This is a genomic window from Kitasatospora sp. NBC_01302 (genome assembly GCF_035976515.1).
GTDB lineage: Bacteria > Actinomycetota > Actinomycetes > Streptomycetales > Streptomycetaceae > Kitasatospora.
The window spans coordinates 5,228,724-5,245,219 of the sequence record NZ_CP108404.1; the positions used below are offsets into that span (position 1 = coordinate 5,228,724).

The 16,496-nt window shown below is 73.3% G+C and carries 11 protein-coding genes; 7 read left to right on the forward strand and 4 right to left on the reverse strand.

Translation table 11 applies throughout. From position 1 onward, the window contains the following. The first annotated feature begins 174 nt into the window (after positions 1 to 174). From OG294_RS22785 to fxsT, 5 genes are all read left to right on the forward strand, one after another. Positions 175 to 360 carry a hypothetical protein gene (locus OG294_RS22785; RefSeq protein ID WP_327068379.1) on the forward strand — a complete coding sequence of 62 codons (186 nt, stop codon included), beginning with the start codon at positions 175 to 177 and terminating at the stop codon, positions 358 to 360. A gap of 109 nt (positions 361 to 469) precedes the next feature. Then, complete coding sequence (locus OG294_RS22790) at positions 470 to 2,953, forward strand: FxsB family cyclophane-forming radical SAM/SPASM peptide maturase (protein ID WP_327068380.1); 2,484 nt, start codon at positions 470 to 472, stop codon at positions 2,951 to 2,953. Positions 2,954 to 2,964: 11 nt separating this feature from the next. After that, positions 2,965 to 3,801, forward strand: coding sequence for an aminoglycoside N(3)-acetyltransferase (locus OG294_RS22795; protein WP_327068381.1), 837 nt, complete (start codon positions 2,965 to 2,967; stop codon positions 3,799 to 3,801). Between the two features lie 137 nt (positions 3,802 to 3,938). Continuing rightward, a complete protein-coding gene (locus tag OG294_RS22800; RefSeq protein WP_327068382.1) occupies positions 3,939 to 5,369 on the forward strand; it encodes a TIR-like protein FxsC in 1,431 nt (476 codons plus the stop codon). Next, a complete protein-coding gene (gene fxsT / locus OG294_RS22805; RefSeq protein WP_442789195.1) occupies positions 5,359 to 9,429 on the forward strand; it encodes an FxSxx-COOH system tetratricopeptide repeat protein in 4,071 nt (1,356 codons plus the stop codon). Before OG294_RS22800 ends, fxsT begins: the two co-directional genes overlap by 11 nt. Positions 9,430 to 9,444: 15 nt before the next feature. Here fxsT and OG294_RS22810 read toward each other — a convergent pair whose 3' ends face one another. The 3 genes from OG294_RS22810 to OG294_RS22820 all read right to left on the reverse strand — a co-directional run bounded on the left by OG294_RS22810 (position 9,445) and on the right by OG294_RS22820 (position 12,321). Continuing rightward, positions 9,445 to 10,320 carry an alpha/beta fold hydrolase gene (locus tag OG294_RS22810; protein WP_327068383.1) on the reverse strand — a complete coding sequence of 292 codons (876 nt, stop codon included), beginning with the start codon at positions 10,318 to 10,320 and terminating at the stop codon, positions 9,445 to 9,447. A gap of 110 nt (positions 10,321 to 10,430) precedes the next feature. Beyond that, positions 10,431 to 11,357, reverse strand: a complete 927-nt coding sequence (locus OG294_RS22815) for a DUF4231 domain-containing protein (protein ID WP_327068384.1) — start codon at positions 11,355 to 11,357, stop codon at positions 10,431 to 10,433. Between the two features lie 214 nt (positions 11,358 to 11,571). After that, a complete protein-coding gene (locus tag OG294_RS22820; protein ID WP_327068385.1) occupies positions 11,572 to 12,321 on the reverse strand; it encodes an SIS domain-containing protein in 750 nt (249 codons plus the stop codon). Positions 12,322 to 12,493: 172 nt separating this feature from the next. On the opposite strand from OG294_RS22820, the gene OG294_RS22825 reads away from it, so the two are divergent. Then, on the forward strand, positions 12,494 to 13,186 hold the full coding sequence (locus tag OG294_RS22825; protein WP_327068386.1) for a metal-dependent transcriptional regulator: 693 nt from the start codon (positions 12,494 to 12,496) through the stop codon (positions 13,184 to 13,186). A gap of 531 nt (positions 13,187 to 13,717) precedes the next feature. Here OG294_RS22825 and OG294_RS22830 read toward each other — a convergent pair. After that, positions 13,718 to 14,446, reverse strand: a complete 729-nt coding sequence (locus OG294_RS22830; RefSeq protein ID WP_327068387.1) for a bifunctional DNA primase/polymerase — start codon at positions 14,444 to 14,446, stop codon at positions 13,718 to 13,720. 467 nt (positions 14,447 to 14,913) lie between these two features. Between OG294_RS22830 and OG294_RS22835 the strand changes: the two genes are divergently transcribed. Next, positions 14,914 to 16,290, forward strand: a complete 1,377-nt coding sequence (locus tag OG294_RS22835; RefSeq protein ID WP_327068389.1) for a transcriptional regulator — start codon at positions 14,914 to 14,916, stop codon at positions 16,288 to 16,290. Positions 16,291 to 16,496: the final 206 nt, after the last annotated feature.

Sequence of the window (16,496 nt, forward strand, 5' to 3'; positions counted from 1 at the left end):
GGCAGATCGTGCCGGTCCGAACGACCGGGGGCCCGGAATCGTCTCCGGCGCTGACTGGAAATAGGCTGGCCAGACACTAGGTTGGTGCCAGGGCCACTGTGGGACACTCCCCAGCGCCCTACTACCCCCGTTCGGCACGGTTCAACCGTGCCAGGTCCGGAAGGATCGTCAAGTATGCACACCATGCTGGAAGTCGCGGGAACCACGTCCGGCAAGCCACTCGCGTCGCAGGGCGGGCGCCCCTCGCTCGCGGAGCTGTCGACCCAGGACACCGATGTGCTGCTCGCCTCGCTCTACCGGTCGCTGCCGGTCCTCGACGGCGAGCCGGAGGTCGAGAAGGGCTTCAACTCCTCGATCTGAAGGGCGCGCGGAGATGACGCCCGGTTGACAGCTCCGCCCTGCCGGTACTGCAGTTGTTCTGGCGGAGTGTCATCTCTCAACAGCAGGAAGTCACATGACGCACCAGCTGGTGCCATTCTCACAGTTCGTACTGAAGGTTCACAGTCGCTGCGACCTGGCCTGTGACCACTGCTACGTCTATGAGCACGCCGACACCAGCTGGCGCGGCAGACCACGGGCGATCACGGGGGTGGTCCTCGACCGGGTGGCCGAACGGATCGCGGAGCACGCGACCGAGCACCGACTGCCGGCCGTTCACGTGGTGTTGCACGGGGGTGAACCCCTGCTGGCCGGCCCGCGAGTGCTGCGCCGGGCCGCCGAGCGGCTGCGTGCCGCGCTGCCCGCCGGCTGTGCGCTGGACCTGCGCATCCACACCAACGGGGTGCGGCTGGACCGCGCGTTCTGCGAACTCTTCGACGAGCTGGACATCAAGGTCGGGATCTCGCTGGACGGCGACGCGGCGGCCAACGACCGCCACCGCCGGTTCGCCGACGGCCGCAGCAGCCACGCCCAGGTGCTCGCCGCCGTCGAGCTGCTGCGCCGCCCGGAGTTCCGCCATCTGTACGCGGGCCTGCTCTGCACGATCGACGTGGAGAACGACCCGGTCGCGGTCTACGAGGCGCTGCGCGCGCTGGAGCCCCCGCGCATCGACTTCCTGCTCCCGCACGCGACCTGGGACCAGCCGCCGAAGCGCCCTGCCGAGCTGGGAGAACACCCCTACGCGAAATGGCTGCTGACGATCCATCGGCGCTGGGAGCAGCAGGGCCGGCCGGTCCCGGTGCGCACCTTCGACTCGGTGTACCGCACGCTCCGCGGCCGGGCCAGCCTGACCGAGGCACTCGGACTCGATCCGGCCGATCTGGTGGTGATCGAGACGGACGGCACGTTCGAGCAGGCCGACAGTCTGAAAACGGCCTATGACGGTGCACCGGCGACCGGTTTCGACGTTTTCGCGAACAGCCTGGACGAAGTGGCCCGGCACCCGGGGATGATGGCCCGGCAGTCGGGACTGGCCGGGCTGACCGCGACCTGCCGGGCCTGCCCGGTGGTCCGCAGTTGCGGCGGCGGTCTCTACGCGCACCGCTGGCGCACCGGCGCCGGCTTCGACAACCCTTCCGTCTTCTGCGGAGACCTCATGCGCCTGATCACCACCATCCGGGACCGGATCGCCCCGGCCCGACCCGCGGCCTGCGCGGTCCCGGACCCTGTCAGCCCGGACCCCGGCGCCCCGGCGGCCGGCCCGGGCCCGGAGCAGCTCGCTCAACTGGCCCGCGGCCACGGGGACGCGGCCACCGTCGCGGCGCTGGCCGCCGGGCAGCTGGACCTGACCCGGCGGCTGCTGGCGGCGGTCGGCCCGGCGGTGGGGGAGTCCTGGCAGGCGCTCGCCGAGCTGGACGCAACGGCGCCCGCGGCGGTGGACGCGGTGCTCGCCCACCCGTACGTCCGCGGCTGGGCGGTGGGCCGGCTGCGCGCGGAGGCGGGCGAGCCGCAGGCCGAGCCGGACACGCTGGCCGAGATCGCAGCGGCCGCACTGATCCGGGCACGACTGGCGGCCGAGCTGCCGGTCCCGGTCCGCGGCGGTGCGATCCAGCTGCCCACCCTGGGCCGGGTGCTGGTCGGCGGCTCGGGGCAGGCCGTGGTGCGCAGCGGGGCCGACGGCTTCACCGTGCGCACCGCGGGCGGGGTGGAGCGGGTGATCGGCTTCGACCAGCCCGCCGACCGGAGCTGGCTGCCGGTGCGACGGCTCGGCCTGCTCGGCGGCTGGTCGGTGGCGCTGGAGGACACCGACCCGCAGCGGGACCGCCACCGGTGGCCGGCCGAAGCGCGCCTGACCGAAGCCGAGCTGGGCGACTGGACCGGTGCCCTGCGCGAGGCCTGGGAACTGCTGCTGCGCGAACTGCCGCAGTACGCCGCCGGGATCGGCGCCGGGCTGACCACCCTCACCCCCCTGCGCCCGGGCCCGGCAGGCCGGGAGCTCGGCGGCGCCGACCGGCAGGCCTTCGGCGCCGTCGCGATCGCCCGCCCGCGCACCGCGCCGGCCCTGGCCCGGCTGCTCGTGCACGGGTTCCAGCTGGTCAAGCTGGGTGGGGTGCTGGACTTCCACGACCTGTACGACCGGGCGGACCGGCGCGGCTACCGGGCTCCCTGGCAGGAGGAGCCGCGCCCGCTGGCCGACCTGTTCCAGGAGGCCTACGCCGAGCTGGCCGTGACCGAGTTCTGGGGCAGCCGGGCGCGCGCCTACCACGGGGTGGGCGGCGAGGCTGCCGAGCACGCGCGCGCGCAGTTCGGGCGCCGACGCGGGGAGACCGAGCAGGCGCTCGACGCCCTGCTCGGCTCGGGCTCGCTCACCGCGCTCGGCGAGCGGTTCGCGGTGGGCCTGCGGGAGTCGCTGGAGCCCTGCCTGGCGATGCCGCTGGGGGCGCCGGCCGTGCCGGCGGACCGGTCCGTAGGTGACGGAGCCGCCGCTCCGGCCGACCGCGCTGTGCCGGCCGACCACCACGCGCCCGCCGACAGCCCTGCCCCCGCCGATCACTCCGCTCCCGCCGGACGCTGAGGAGGCCCGCCGTGCTGACCGTCCCCGAGCTCACCGACCAGCTGCGCCGGCTCGGCCTGTCGCCGCGCTGCGGGCCGGTGCTGGTGCACGCCGCGCTGCGCTCGCTCGGCCCGGTGGAGGGCGGCTCGGCCGGCGTGGTCACCGCTTTGAGCACCGCGCTGCGCGGCGCGCTCGGCCCGGAGGGCACGCTGCTGGCCTTCACCGCGACCCCGGAGAACTCCGAGACCTCCCGGCTCGACGCGGCCGTCACCGCCGGGCTGAGCCGGGCGGAGCTGCTGGCCTACCGCCGCGCGATGGCGCCCTTCGACCCGGCGACCACCCCGAGTTCGCCGACCATGGGGCGGCTCTCCGAGGAGCTGCGCACCACGCCCGGCGCGCTGCGCAGCACGCATCCGCAGACCTCGTTCGCTGCGCTCGGACCACGGGCCGCCGAGCTGACCGCCGACCACCGGCTCGACTGCCACCTCGGCGAGTACTCGCCGCTCGGGGCGCTCTACCGGGCGGGCGGCTCGGTGCTGATGCTGGGCGCCTCGCCGGAGCGCTGCACCGCCCTGCAGCTGGCCGAGTACCGGGTGCCCGACGCTCCGGTGAAGCGCTACGGCTGCATGGTCCGCGACGCCGCCGGGCGCCCGGCCTGGGTGCGGTTCGACGGGCTCGACCTGGACGACCAGTACTTCCCGCAGATGCTGGCCGCGATCCGGCCGCGGCTGACCGGGGCGCGGGAGGGCCGGATCGGCGGCGCCGAGTGCCTGCTGATGCCCGTGGTGCAGGCGGTCGACGCGGCGCGGTGGTGGCACCTGCGGCAGCGGGCGACGGTTGTGGCTGATCCGATTCGGGCAAACCGCTGACACCACCAGCTTGACTGACGCATGATCAGTGGAGCTGGTGGCAGAGGTTTTCCACCGGGGTATTCCACTCGGGAAGCGGGGCTTCCTACACTGAGGATGCCCTGAGCGGGGCGGCACAGGCCCCTGGGGAGGCGCGTGTGAACGACGCTGCGGGCAAGCAGAAGGCCTCGGCGAAGCCGCACTTCTTCCTCAGTTACGCCCACATGCCGCCGGTCGGTACGCGAAATCCCAATTCGCGGGTCAGCCAGTTCTACGAGGACCTCTGCGAGGCCGTGCTGCAGTTGACGCCGCTGCCCACCGCGGATCCGGTCGGCTTCATGGACGAGACCATGCACCAGGGGGACAACTGGGCGGTGAAGATCTCCGAGGCGCTGGCGACCTGCCGGGTCTTCGTGCCGCTCTACCACCCGAGACTGTTCCGCAGCACCCCGTGCGGTCAGGAGTGGTACACCTTCGCCCAGCGCGCGGCCAACGCCCCCGGCGGCACCGCACAGAACAGCGCGATCGTGCCGGTGCTCTGGGTGGGCATGCGCGAGGGCGCGCTGCCGCAGGTGGCCAGCGCCGTGCAGTTCAACCACTCCAGCTTTCCGCGTGCCTATGCCGAGGACGGCCTGTACGCGCTGATGGCCCAGCGCCATCACCAGGGTCTGTACGAGAAGGTGGTCTACAAACTGGCCCGGCGCATTGTCGAAGTGGCACTGGAGACGGTGGTCCCGGTGGTCGAGCCGGTCGACTTCACCACCAATCCCTCGGCCTTTCCCGGCCGTTCGCCCGCCGATGAACTCACCATCGCCGTCCTGGCGTTCAAGGACAGCGAGGTGCCGGCGCACCGCGACCGGGGCTACTACGGGGCGCGCCGCACCGACTGGCAGCCGTACGTGCGCGGCGGGGACGCCGCGCTGGCCGAGAAGGCCGCACAGTTGGCCCGGCAGTGCGACCTCAACCCGACCATCCACGAGTTCGAGCTGGCGGCCCCCCGGCTGATGGAGCTGGAGCGGCCGCAGGGCCCCGGTGTCCTGCTGGTCGACCGCTGGGTCCTGCAGGACCCCCAGCGCTGCGCGCTGGTGCGCGAGTTCGCCCGCCGCAACCCCGCCTGGGTGGCGGTGGTGGAGCCGTGGAACCGCGACGATCCGCAGTGCGCGGCCGAGACCGGGTCGCTGGCCGCGCTGAGCGAGCAGGTGCTGCGCCAGCGCGGCGGCAGCGTGCGCCCGTCCTTCCGCCCGGTGGCGGGCGACGGCGCCGATCCCGAAGGGGTGCCCACCGCCAGCGACTTCGGCCTGGCCTTCCAGCACGCCGCGATCCGCGCACAGAAGGCCTACAAGGAACGCGCGCTGCCCAGGCCTCCGGTGACCGGCGAGTCCCGGCCGCGGCTGCGGGACGCCTTCGGTGACGCGGGCCGGCCGTCGCAGAACCGCTACGCCGACCCCCATGCCGACCCGGGTCCGCCCTTGGAGAACGACGAGCACGACCGCGAGTTTGACGAGCAGGACGAGCACGACGGCGAGTTCGACCCCGATCTCGACGGTGAGTTCGACGAGGATGACGAAGGAGGAGATCATGACGTCTGACCAGACTCGCAACCTCCGGGTGGGTGGGCGTAGTTCAGCGGCCAAGCTGACCGCGTCCGGACCCGCGCCGGCCAGGACCGGCGAGGAGGACCGCCAGGGCCGGATCATCACCTTCTACTCCTACAAGGGCGGCACCGGGCGCACCATGGCGCTGGCCAACACCGCCTGGATCCTGGCCGCCAACGGCTTCCGGGTGCTCACCGTTGACTGGGACCTGGAGGCCCCCGGGCTGGCCAAGTTCTTCCACCCCTTCCTGGACGCGGCCGAACTCGCCGACTCGCCGGGCGTGATGACGCTGATCAACGACTACCGCGAGGAGGCGCTGCGGGAGACCGAGCTGCACGCCGACGCGCTGCTCGAACCCGAGCGCTACCAGCAGGAGCTGCTGGAGATCGGCCACCACCCGGGCTGGCACCTGGACTTCGCCAAGGTGGCCGGCCACGCGGTGCCGCTCTCCTGGGGCGGCTTCCCGGCCGGCGGCAGCATCGACTTCCTGGCCGCGGGCCGCCAGGACCGGGACTACTCCGGCACCCTGGGCAGCCTGGACTGGGACCTGTTCTACGAGCGGTTCGACGGCGGCCAGTTCTTCGACGCGCTCCGCGCCGACATGCGCAAGCGCTACGACTACGTGCTGATCGACAGCCGCACCGGCCTGTCCGACACCGCCGAGATCTGCACCGTGCAGATGCCCGACGACCTGGTGGTCTGCTTCACGCTGAGCGACCAGAGCATCGACGGCGCCTCCCGGATCGCCCAGCACATCGCGGACCGCTACCGCGACCGCGGCATCCGGATCCTGCCGGTGCCGATGCGGATCGACGACTTCGAGAAGGACAAGGCGGACGCCGGGCGGGCGCTGGCCCGGATCCGCTTCGACGGGCTGCCCTCAGGGCTGACCAACGAGCAACTGGTGCACTACTGGGGCTCGGTGGAGATCCCCTACCGGCCGTTCTACGCCTACGAGGAGATCCTGGCCACCTTCGGCGACCAGGTCGGCACCCCGACCAGCATGCTCTCGGCCTGCGAGCGGCTGACCGACGTGATCACCGCGGGCCGGGTCGCCTCGCTGCCGCCGATGGACGAGGAGGTGCGGCTGCGCTACATCGAGGCGTTCACCCGCCGCCGCCCCACCGTGCCGGCCGACATCTACCTCAGCTACGTGCCCGAGGACCGGATGTGGGCCGACTGGATCGAGTTCGTGCTCGGCGCGGCCGGTTTCCGGGTGCTGCCCAGGGACGTGGGGGCGGGCACCGACGCGCGGGCCGAGACCGAGCGCTCGGTGGACGCCGCCTACCGGACCGTCGCGGTGCTCTCGCCCGCCTACCTGCGCTCCCCGCACGCCCGCGCGCTGTGGGAGTCGGTGGTCGGCTCCGACCCCTCCGGCACCCGCCGCCAGCTGATCCCGGTGCGGGTCGGCTCCACGCCGCTGGCCGCCCCGTTCAGCAGCCGCAACCCGGTGGACCTGGTCAACCTCAAGGAGCCGCAGGCGCTGCTGGCCCTGGTCAAGGCGCTGGGCCGGGAGGAGGTGCCTGCGGTGGACACCGCGAGCGGGCCGCGGTTCCCCGGCACCCAGCCGGAGATCTGGAACGTCCCGCCCCGCAACACCTACTTCACCGGCCGGTCCGAGCTGCTGGAGCGGCTGCGCAACCAGCTCGGCGGCGGCGCGACCGCGGTGCTGCCGGTGCCGCAGACCCTCTACGGGCTCGGCGGCGTCGGCAAGACCCAGGTGGCGCTGGAGTACGCGCACCGGTTCATGGCCGACTACGACCTGGTCTGGTGGGTCTCGGCCGAGCAGGAGGACGAGATCCAGGGCCAGATGGCCGAGCTGGCCCGCAAGATGGGCCGGGCCAGCAACGAGCCGGTGGCGCTGGCCACCGAGATCGCGCTGGAGTCGCTGCGCCGCGGCGAGCGGTCCAAGCGCTGGCTGCTGATCTTCGACAACGCGGACGACCCGGGCGAGATCCGGCGCTACTTCCCCGGTGGCAACGGCCACATCCTGGTCACCTCGCGCAACCAGGCCTGGGCCACCCACGCCGAGGCGCTGACCATGGACGTCTTCACCCGCGGCGAGAGCATCGACCACCTGACCCGGCGCACCGGCGGTGCACTCAGCCGGGTGGACGCGGACGCGGTGGCCGAGGCGGTGGGGGACCTGCCGCTGGCCGTCGAGGTGGCGGGCGCCTGGCTGAAGGCCACCAGCACCCCGGTCGCCGAGTACATCGCGGCCCTGCAGACCGAGGCCTCCCGGGTGCTGGAGCTCGGCCGTCCGGTCGACTACCCGATGACGGTCGGCGCCACCTGGCGGGTCTCCATCGCCCGGCTGCGCGAGCAGTCCCCGGCCGCCGCCCGGATGCTCCAGCTGTGCGCCTACTTCGCGCCCGAGCCGATCTCGATGAGCCTGTTCTACAGCGACCAGATGATCCGCGCGCTGGTGCCCTACGATCCGGGGCTGAGCGACAAGTTCCTGCTCGGCCGGGTGATCCAGGCGATCGGCCGGTACGCGCTGGCCAAGGTGGACGCGGGGACCAACAGCATCCAGGTGCACCGGCTGGTCCAGGAGGTGATCCGCTCCGAGATGACGCCCGAGGAGCAGGTCGACACCGTGCACGAGGTGCACCGGATCCTGATCGGCGCCCGCCCGGTCACCGGTGACACCGACGACCCGGCCAACTGGCCGGTCTTCGAGGAGATCTGGCCGCACCTGTCGCCCTCCCGGGCGCACGACTGCGACGAGTCGGACACCCGGCAGCTGATGATCGACCGGGTCCGCTACCTGTGGAAGCGCGGCGAGTTCGGCCAGGCCCGCCGGATGGGCCACCTGCTGGACGAGGCGTGGACCGCCAAGCTCGGCGAGGACGACCGGCAGACCCTGCTGCTGCGCTTCCAGCTCGCCAACGTGATGCGCTCGCAGGGCCAGTACGCGCTGGCGGTGGAGCTGGACAAGGACACCCTGAAGCGGCAGCAGCGGGTGCTGGGCGCGCACCACCCGTACACCCTGATGACGGCCGGCTCGCTCGCCGCCGACCTGCGCGCGGTCGGCGACTTCGACGAGGCGCTGGGGCTGGACCGGGAGGCGCTCGAACGGTTCCGCGAGCAGTTCGGCGAGGACAACCCGCGCACCCTGTCCTGTGCCAATAACCTGGCCGTCGACTACCGGTTGGCCGGCAACAGCAAGGACGCCCAGGAGCTGGACCAGGACACCCTGGACCGCCGGGCCCTGGTGCTCGGCCCCAAGCACCCCTACACCCTGTCCACCAAGTCCAACCTGGCCCGCGACCTGCGCGAGTCCGGCGACTACGAGGGCTCGGTGACGCTCCACCAGGAGGTCGCCGAGGCCTTCGCCGAGGTGCTCGACATCGACGTGCCGGAGATCCTGCGCAACGCCAAGTCGCTGGCCGTCTCGCTGCGCAAGGTGGGCCGGCAGGCCGAGGCGCGCCGGCTCACCAAGGAGACCTACGAGCGCTACCTGGAGCGCTACGGCGAGAACGCGCCGGACACGCTGGCCTGCGCGCTCAACCTGGCCGCCGACTACAGCGCGGGCGGGGACAAGGACGCGGCCCGCGATCTGGCCCGTCAGGTCTACGTCGGCCACCAGCAGCTCTACGGGCCCGAGCACCCGTTCACCCTCGTCTGCGCCAACAACCTGGTGATCTACCTGCGTGGCAGCGGCGGTCTGGCGGAGGCGCTGGAACTGGGCGAGGCCACGGTGGACACGCTGACCCGGACGGTGGGTGCCGACCACCCCTACACCCTCAACGCGATGATCAACCTGGCCAACGCCTACGGCGACCAGGGCCGGCTGGTGGAGGCCGAGGAGCTGGAGCAGTCCGCCTACCGAGGCCTGTGCGAGCGCTACGGTCCCCGTCACCCTGACGCGGTGGCCTGCCAGGCCAACCTGGCCGTCACGCTGCGCTCGCAGGGCAAGGTCAACCAGGCCACCGAGCTGCGTGCCCGCGCGGTGGCCGAGCTGATCCGCCAGCTCGGCGAGGAGCACCCCAACACGGTCTCGGCCCGGGGCTGGAAGCGGATCAACCGGGACCTGGAGCCGCAGCCGATCTGATGCCGTGGCGTGCCGTCAGTCGACGCCCCCCGCCGCCCACTTCAGGGCGGCGGTGAGCACCCGCAGCGAGCCGAAGTGAGCAGCGCCCGGCTCCAGGAAGAGCGTGGCGTCGGGGATGTGCGCGGCCAGCCAGCGGGAGTGGTCCACCGGCGACCACATGTCGTCGGCGCCGTGCCACAGCCAGGTGGCGGCCGTGACGTCCTGCGCCTTGAACCCCCAGTCGGTGGTGAAGGCGAGCACGTCGTCGATCCAGCCGTCGGCGTTCTGCCGGAATGCCTCGCGGTAGTTGCTCAGCAGCATCCGGCGGATGCCGGCGTCGGAGACCACCGCGCGGTCCACGGCGGTCAGCTCGCGGCGCAGTCCGGCGAGCAGGGTGGCCGGATCGTCGCGCATCCGCCGGGCCCGCTGCTCCATGGTGGCGGCGATCCGCTGGTGGTCGCGCTCGGCGGCGCGGTAGTCGCGGATGTTGGCGGCGGTCATCCCGGCGTACCAGTCCAGGTCGTCGGCGTTCCAGGGGGCCAGGCCCACCAGCACGGCCACCCGGTGGACCCGGCCGGGCAGCAGCGCGCCACAGGCCAGCGCGTGCGGTCCGCCGCCGGAGCGGCCCACCACGGCGAAACGTTCCAGCCCGAACTCGTCGGCGATCGCCTGCACGTCGGCGGCGGCCGCGGCCACCTGCCGGCCGCGCAGGCGGTCCGAGCCGCCGTAGCCGGGGCGGTCGAAGGAGATCAGCCGGACGCCGAGGTTGTACAGCACGCTGCTGCGCGGGGTCGGGCCGAGCCGGCTGCCGGGTGTGCCGTGCATCAGGAAGACCGGGCGGCCTTCGGGGTCGCCGAAGGTCTGCACGGCGAGCCTGCGGCAGTCGGCGGTCTTCACCAGTCGGGGCTGCACGCCGGGGACCTCCAAAGTCGGGGAACACGGGTAGGGGATCGGGACCGGCACAGGCCGCGGACGGCCTGTTGCGGATGCCGGGGGAGCGGGCCACCGCCCGCGCCAGGCCGCTAGTGGCCGGGCCCGCGGACCTCGCGGCGGGCCTGCCAGGTGGTGTGCTCGCGCGACACGGCGTCCTCGGCGTCCCGGGCGAGTCGGGCCCAGACCTCCTCGGAGTCGGCGGCGGACAGGTCGAGCTGGGTCAACTGGGCGCGGACCAGCTCCAGTTCGTCGGCCGCCAGCCGGTAGGCGGCGGCCAGCGGCCGGTACTGGCGCAGCTGGGCCCAGGCGGTCACCGAGGCGGCCACCGCCGAGACGGTGCCCAACTGGTCGAAGGAGACGGCGCCCAGCGCCCGCAGCACCGCCAGCACCAGCCCCAGGACCGGCAGCGCGACACCGAGCAGTTCGGTGGTCCGCCCGGCCCGGTCGCAGTAGCCGGCCTTGGCCTGGTACCAGTCGTGCTGCACCGCCACCCGCTCGCGCAGGTAGACCTCCCGCCGCACGGTCAGCGGCTGCGCGCGCAGCTCCCGCATCGCGGCCGTCACCCCCGCGCGCCGCTCGGCGTCGCCCGGCAGCACCGGGCTGTCTCTGAAGCCGCGCAGGATGCCGCGCAGCTGGAGGTCGTAGAGCCCCTCCGCATCCGGCAGGGTGGCCGCGAGCGGCTGGTAGGCGTCGGCCCGCACCGCGAACTTCCAGGCCAGCGTCTTGACCGACTCGGCCGCCGCCCGGCCCTCGTACCACAGGCCCTGCGGGTTCTGCCGGCTGACCAGCGCGGCCAGCCCGCCGGCCCCGAGGTAGGCCGCGGCGGCGACCCAGGCGTACGGTCGCCCGGCCAGCGAGCCGACCGCCGCCCCGGCGGTGAGCAGCAGCAGCTGCCAGCGGGCCAGCGTGATCGAGTGGCGCTGGCCGCGCCGCGAGGCCAGGTCGGCGACCCGGAACAGCTCGGGCAGTAGCTCGGCCTCGTGGACCGGCTCCGTCGATTGTGCGCCGGCTGCCATCCCGTCCCCCCGTGCGCGTGGTGTCCACTGGTCCGTCAGCTGTCCTCTCGATGGACACTGACGTACTGCCCGCGGCGGAGGGCGGGTACGCCTTTCGCCCGGCCCAGTATGGGCGTTCGCCGGGCGCGCGCCCAGGGCTGGCGGCCGCCGTGTCGGGGCGGTTGAAGTGCGCGGGGCTTGTTGCGGGGCTCGTGCGCGTGGACGGCGCGGTCGGTCAGAACGCGTAGAAGATCCGGTCGGCGTTCTCGGCCATCACCTTGGCGTTCCAGTCGGTGCCGCCGTCCACGTTGCCGGAGCGGAACAGCGGGGCGCTGATTCCGCGCTCGGCCAGCTTGCCGACCGCGCTCACCACCACGGCCTGCATCAGGGCACTGGTGGTGATGGTGGAGACCGGGCCGAACGAGGTGGGCACGTCCGGGTGGGTCAGCTCGCCGTCACCCACCGCGACCTTGTTGTCCAGCACCACGTCGCAGTGGTCCTTCAGGTAGGTCCCCGAGGGGTGCTGGGAGCTGACCCGGCCGGGGTAGGCGAGCGAGGTGACGCCGACCACGTGCAGGCCACGGGCCCGGGCGTGCGCGGCCAGCTCGATCGGCATCACCTGGCGGCCGGAGAGCGAGATGACGAAGAGCAGGTCGCCGGTGGTGGCGGGGGTCAGGTCCAGGGTCGCGGTGGCCAGCCCGGAGACCCGCTCCAGCGCGCTGCCCAGGTGCGCAGGGATCACGTTGACGCCGGTGGTGCCCGGCACGTTCAGCAGGTTGAGGACGACCAGGCCGCCGGCCCGGTAGACCACGTCCTGGGCGGCCAGCGAGGAGTGGCCGGCGCCGAAGGCGAAGATCCGCCGGCCCTCGGCGACCGCGTCGGCCAGCAGCGCGCCGGCGCGGTCGATCGCGCCGGCCTCCTCGGCGTGCACCCGCTCCAGGTGGGCCGCCGCCGCGGCGAAGTACTGCCCGACCAGGTCATCCATGAAGATCTTCCCTAACCGCCAGTGGAGAAAGCTACGGCGAGCACGGTGCTGCCTGGCCGGGCCGGCTGTCAACAGGGACGAAACCGGCGGGAAGCGGATTGCGCCGGGCTCGGTTGTCCGTGCGGTACGTCAGAATTGGCGGTGAGGATACCGAGGAACGGAGCCTGCGGCGATGTCTGGGCTGATCGACACGACTGAGATGTACCTTCGCACCATCCTGGAGCTGGAGGAAGAGGGCATCACCCCGATGCGCGCCCGGATCGCCGAGCGTCTGGAGCAGAGCGGCCCCACGGTCAGCCAGACGGTCGGCCGGATGGAGCGCGACGGCCTGCTCCAGGTCGCCGGGGACCGCCACCTGGAGCTGACCGAGGAGGGCCGCAGGCTCGCCGTGCGGGTGATGCGCAAGCACCGGATCGCCGAGTGCCTGCTGATCGACGTGATCGGCCTGGAGTGGGAGGAGGTCCACGAGGAGGCCTGCCGCTGGGAGCACGTGATGAGCGAGACGGTCGAGCGCAAGGTGCTCGCCATGCTCGGCCACCCCACCCAGTCGCCCTACGGCAACCCGATCCCCGGCCTGGACGAGCTGGGCGACATGAAGGCCGAGGGCGAGGGCTTCGACGCCGCCCTGGTCACCCTGGACGCGCTGCGCCCCGGTGACGACGGCGCCAGCGTGGTGGTGCGCCGGATCGGCGAGCCGATCCAGACCGACGAGGAGCTGATGCGCACCCTGCGCCGGGCCGGGATCCGCCCGGGCGCCACCGTGCAGGTCGCCCCGGCGGTCGGCGGCGTGCTGGTCGGCAGTGGCGCGGACGCGGCCGAGCTGGGCAAGGACATCGCCCAGCACGTCTTCGTGGCGCAGCCGTAGCCCGTCGCGCCCGCCGCGCGGGCAGGTGAACCGAGGGCCCCGGCGCGTCCCCGCGCGCCGGGGCCCTCGGCGGCCCCACCCTGATCCCCACCCGGTCCCCCCGCTCCCCTCCTGCTTCCCCTCCTGCGCCACGCCCGGCTTCCCCGTCCAGGCGCTCCCCCGGCTCCCCCGGTCCTGCTCCCCCATGGCCGTTCCCCGACGGCCGTCTCCGGCGGTTCCCCGATGGCCCGTTCCCCGTGGCCCTGGTCCCTTGTCCTTGCTCCCGGTGGTCCCTTTCGTCGTGGTTTGTGCGGTCCCCGTCTGCAGCCATTCATCCCCTGGGTGGCGGATGCCAATCCCCGGGCCCTGTCACTCGTCCGAGCGGCTTGCCCCGGTGGGCACCGGGTACGCCAGCTCCTCAGGACGATCACCGGGGCCTGCCGCCAGCACCGGCAGCGGGCCCGGATTACCGGACCCGCTCAAGTGGCTGATGCAACGTCAGATCACGACGCAGCGACTGCCTGCCTGGCGCCGCGGTGGCGCACTGCCTGTCTAGCGCCGCGGTGGCGCGGTGACCGGCACCTTCGCCTGCGGCGGGGCCAGCCGGGCGGCCGGCGCGTCCCGGCCGCAGGCGTAGGCGAGCGGGTTGATCAACTCGTCCGCGTCCGGCAGCCACCGGTTCAGCGCGGAGGGCTGGCGGGCCCACTGGGCGAAGGTGTACGCGCCGATCCGGGAGGGCGGTGCGACGATCCAGCCGCCGTCCCCGTGGCAGGTCAGGTCGAGCCGCCCCGGCGCCCAGCCGAGCTTGCGCAGTGCCTCGGGCACCTTGGCCTGGGCACCGGGCAGCACCAGGAAGAGCAGCCGCCGCCCGCGCTGCCCCGGCGTGGCCGGCACCGAGGCGACCGGGCCGAGCTGCAGCTGCAGGCGCTCCATCCGGGCCAGCGCCAGGCAGCCGGCCACCTCGGGGACGTCCAGTACGTCGAAGGAGCGGCCGGTGGGCAGCACGATCGAGGCGTGCGGGCTCTCGGTCCACCAGCGGCGCACCACGCCGGGGCCCGAGGTGGCCCGCCGGTGCCAGTCCTGGGTGATGGGATGCGCGCCCGGCAGCGGGCAGCTGGGCGCTCCGCACGAGCAGCGGGCCGGGCCGTCGTCCTCGATCAGGTGGGTGCCGGGCACGACCTCCCAGTGCCGGTCCTCCGCGTACCTGACCGCCTCGATCAGCAGCGGGGAGATCGGTTTGCCGTCACTGCCCGGCTGCGGGGCTCCTGGGGTCTCTTCCACGTGCTGCACAACTACCGGCCGTGGGGCGGGTTACGGGATGCCCGGGGGCGAGCGGCCCGCAACCGGCAATGTCACCCGAACCGGTGAGTCGCGCCACGGCTCTGACTGCCGGGCGGGTGGTGACCGGTGGTGCGGTCCGCCGCCGCGCGCGGTGGCGGACCCTGGCGCGGAAGGTGGCGCTCCGCAGGCGTTGGCGCGGCGTTGCCCTGGCGTTCGCCCCCCGTCGTCCAGGTGGGCGCAGCGGGGGCGCACAGGAGCATTTTCCAGGGCGCGCACGCTGATCCAGTCGTTCACATGGGTATCCCGATGGTGTCGTTGATCGCTAACCTGGCCTCAAGTTCCTTCACTGGCCGGGTAGTCGGCGCGCCACCGGGCCCCCTGCGGAGCCACGTCCGGCGCCTCGGCAACCAGAGCAGCAGAGTCGACGCCCGCCGGCCGGAACCGGGGGCGCTGGGGAGGCGAAGCCCATGGCCGCGAGACCACTCGTCGCACGACAGCCCAACGAGCGCCTGCAGTCGCTGATCCAGGAGGCGAGCTGCTCCAACGCGGGGCTCGCCCGCCGGGTCAACCTCTGCGGTGCCGAGCACGGGCTCGACCTGCGCTACGACAAGACCTCGGTCGCGCGCTGGCTGCGCGGCCAGCAGCCGCGCGGCCAGGCGCCGGCGGTGATCGCCGAGGCGCTGGGCCGCAAGCTCGGCCGCGGCGTCACGGTGGACGAGATCGGCATGGCCGACGGCAAGAACCTCACCTCGGGCGTCGGCCTGCAGTTCGCCGCCACGCTCAGCGGCGCGCTGGAGCAGGTCTGCGAGCTGTGGCGCAGCGACGTCAGCCGCCGGGACTTCCTCAACGGTGCCTCGGTGGCCGCCTCCGCGCTGGTCGAGCCCAGCCGGGACTGGTTGATCACCCCGCCGGACCCGGTGGTCGCCCGCAGCGGCGGCCCGCGGGTCGGGCCGGCCGACGTCGCGGCGATCCGGGCCACCACCGAGATGCTGGTCGACCTGGACCACCGGTTCGGCAGCGGACACGTCCGCCCGGTGGTGGTGCACTACCTCAACAGCGTGGTGTCCGGGCTGCTCAGCGGCGGCTACCGGGAGGAGACCGGGCGCCAGCTGTTCGCGGCGGTGGCCCGGCTGACCGAGCTGGCCGGCTACATGGCGGTGGACACCGGGCAGCCCGGGCTCGCCCAGCGCTACTACATCCAGGCGCTGCGCCTGGCCCAGGCCGCGGACGACCGCGGCTACGGCGGCTATGTGCTGGCCGCGTCGATGAGTCACCTCGCGGCCACCCTGGGCAACCCCCGGGAGATCGCGCAGCTGGCCCGCGCCGCGCAGGAGGGCGCCCGCTCGGTGGCCACCCCGACCGCGATGGCGATGTTCTACGCCGCCGAGGCGCGCGGCCACGCGCTGCTGGGCGACGCCCGCTCCTGCGAGCTGGTGGCGGCCAGGGCGATCGAGGCGATGGAGCAGCGCCGCCCCGAGGACGACCCGGACTGGATCGCGCACTTCGACGCGGCCTACCTGGCCGACGAGTTGGCGCACTGCTACCGCGACCTGGAGCTGTCCAAGCAGGCCGAGCGGCAGGCCAGGATCGCCCTGGAGCTGCACCCGCCCACCCGGGTGCGGCGCCGCGCGGTGGACCTCGTGCTGCTGGCCACCGCGCAGTTGCAGCAGCGGGACATCGAACGGGCCTGCGAGACCGGGGCCCAGGCGGTGCGGCTGCTCAACGGGCTGCGCTCCAACCGGGGCGTGGAGTACCTGGACGACTTCCGGCGGCGGCTGGAGCCGTTCCGTGACCACCGGGTGGTGCGCGAGTTCCAGCAGCGTGCTGACGTGGAGGCCGCGTGACCAAAACTTGACGGTGCCGCGCGCGAACCTGCGGCGAACGGACGGGAACACCTGCCCGCGTGGTCACCCGTAGCGGTGAACCGGTAGCGTGGGCCGGAGGTAGTGAGGAACTCCAGAAGTGGTCCGCCGTCAGCTAGCGCGCGGAAGAACCGAGGAAGGCCCGGGTGCTCACACCGGACAGGGAGCGCGGGCGGTCCACCCGTCAT

What these genes read in the sequence shown, in the direction of transcription:
- OG294_RS22785 (WP_327068379.1), top strand. Translation starts at nt 175, where the DNA reads ATGCACACCATGCTGGAAGTCGCGGGAACCACGTCCGGCAAGCCACTC.
- fxsT (WP_442789195.1), top strand. Translation starts at nt 5,359, where the DNA reads ATGACGTCTGACCAGACTCGCAACCTCCGGGTGGGTGGGCGTAGTTCA.
- OG294_RS22815 (WP_327068384.1), bottom strand. Translation starts at nt 11,357, where the DNA reads ATGGCAGCCGGCGCACAATCGACGGAGCCGGTCCACGAGGCCGAGCTA.
- OG294_RS22820 (WP_327068385.1), bottom strand. Translation starts at nt 12,321, where the DNA reads ATGGATGACCTGGTCGGGCAGTACTTCGCCGCGGCGGCGGCCCACCTG.
- OG294_RS22825 (WP_327068386.1), top strand. Translation starts at nt 12,494, where the DNA reads ATGTCTGGGCTGATCGACACGACTGAGATGTACCTTCGCACCATCCTG.
- OG294_RS22835 (WP_327068389.1), top strand. Translation starts at nt 14,914, where the DNA reads ATGGCCGCGAGACCACTCGTCGCACGACAGCCCAACGAGCGCCTGCAG.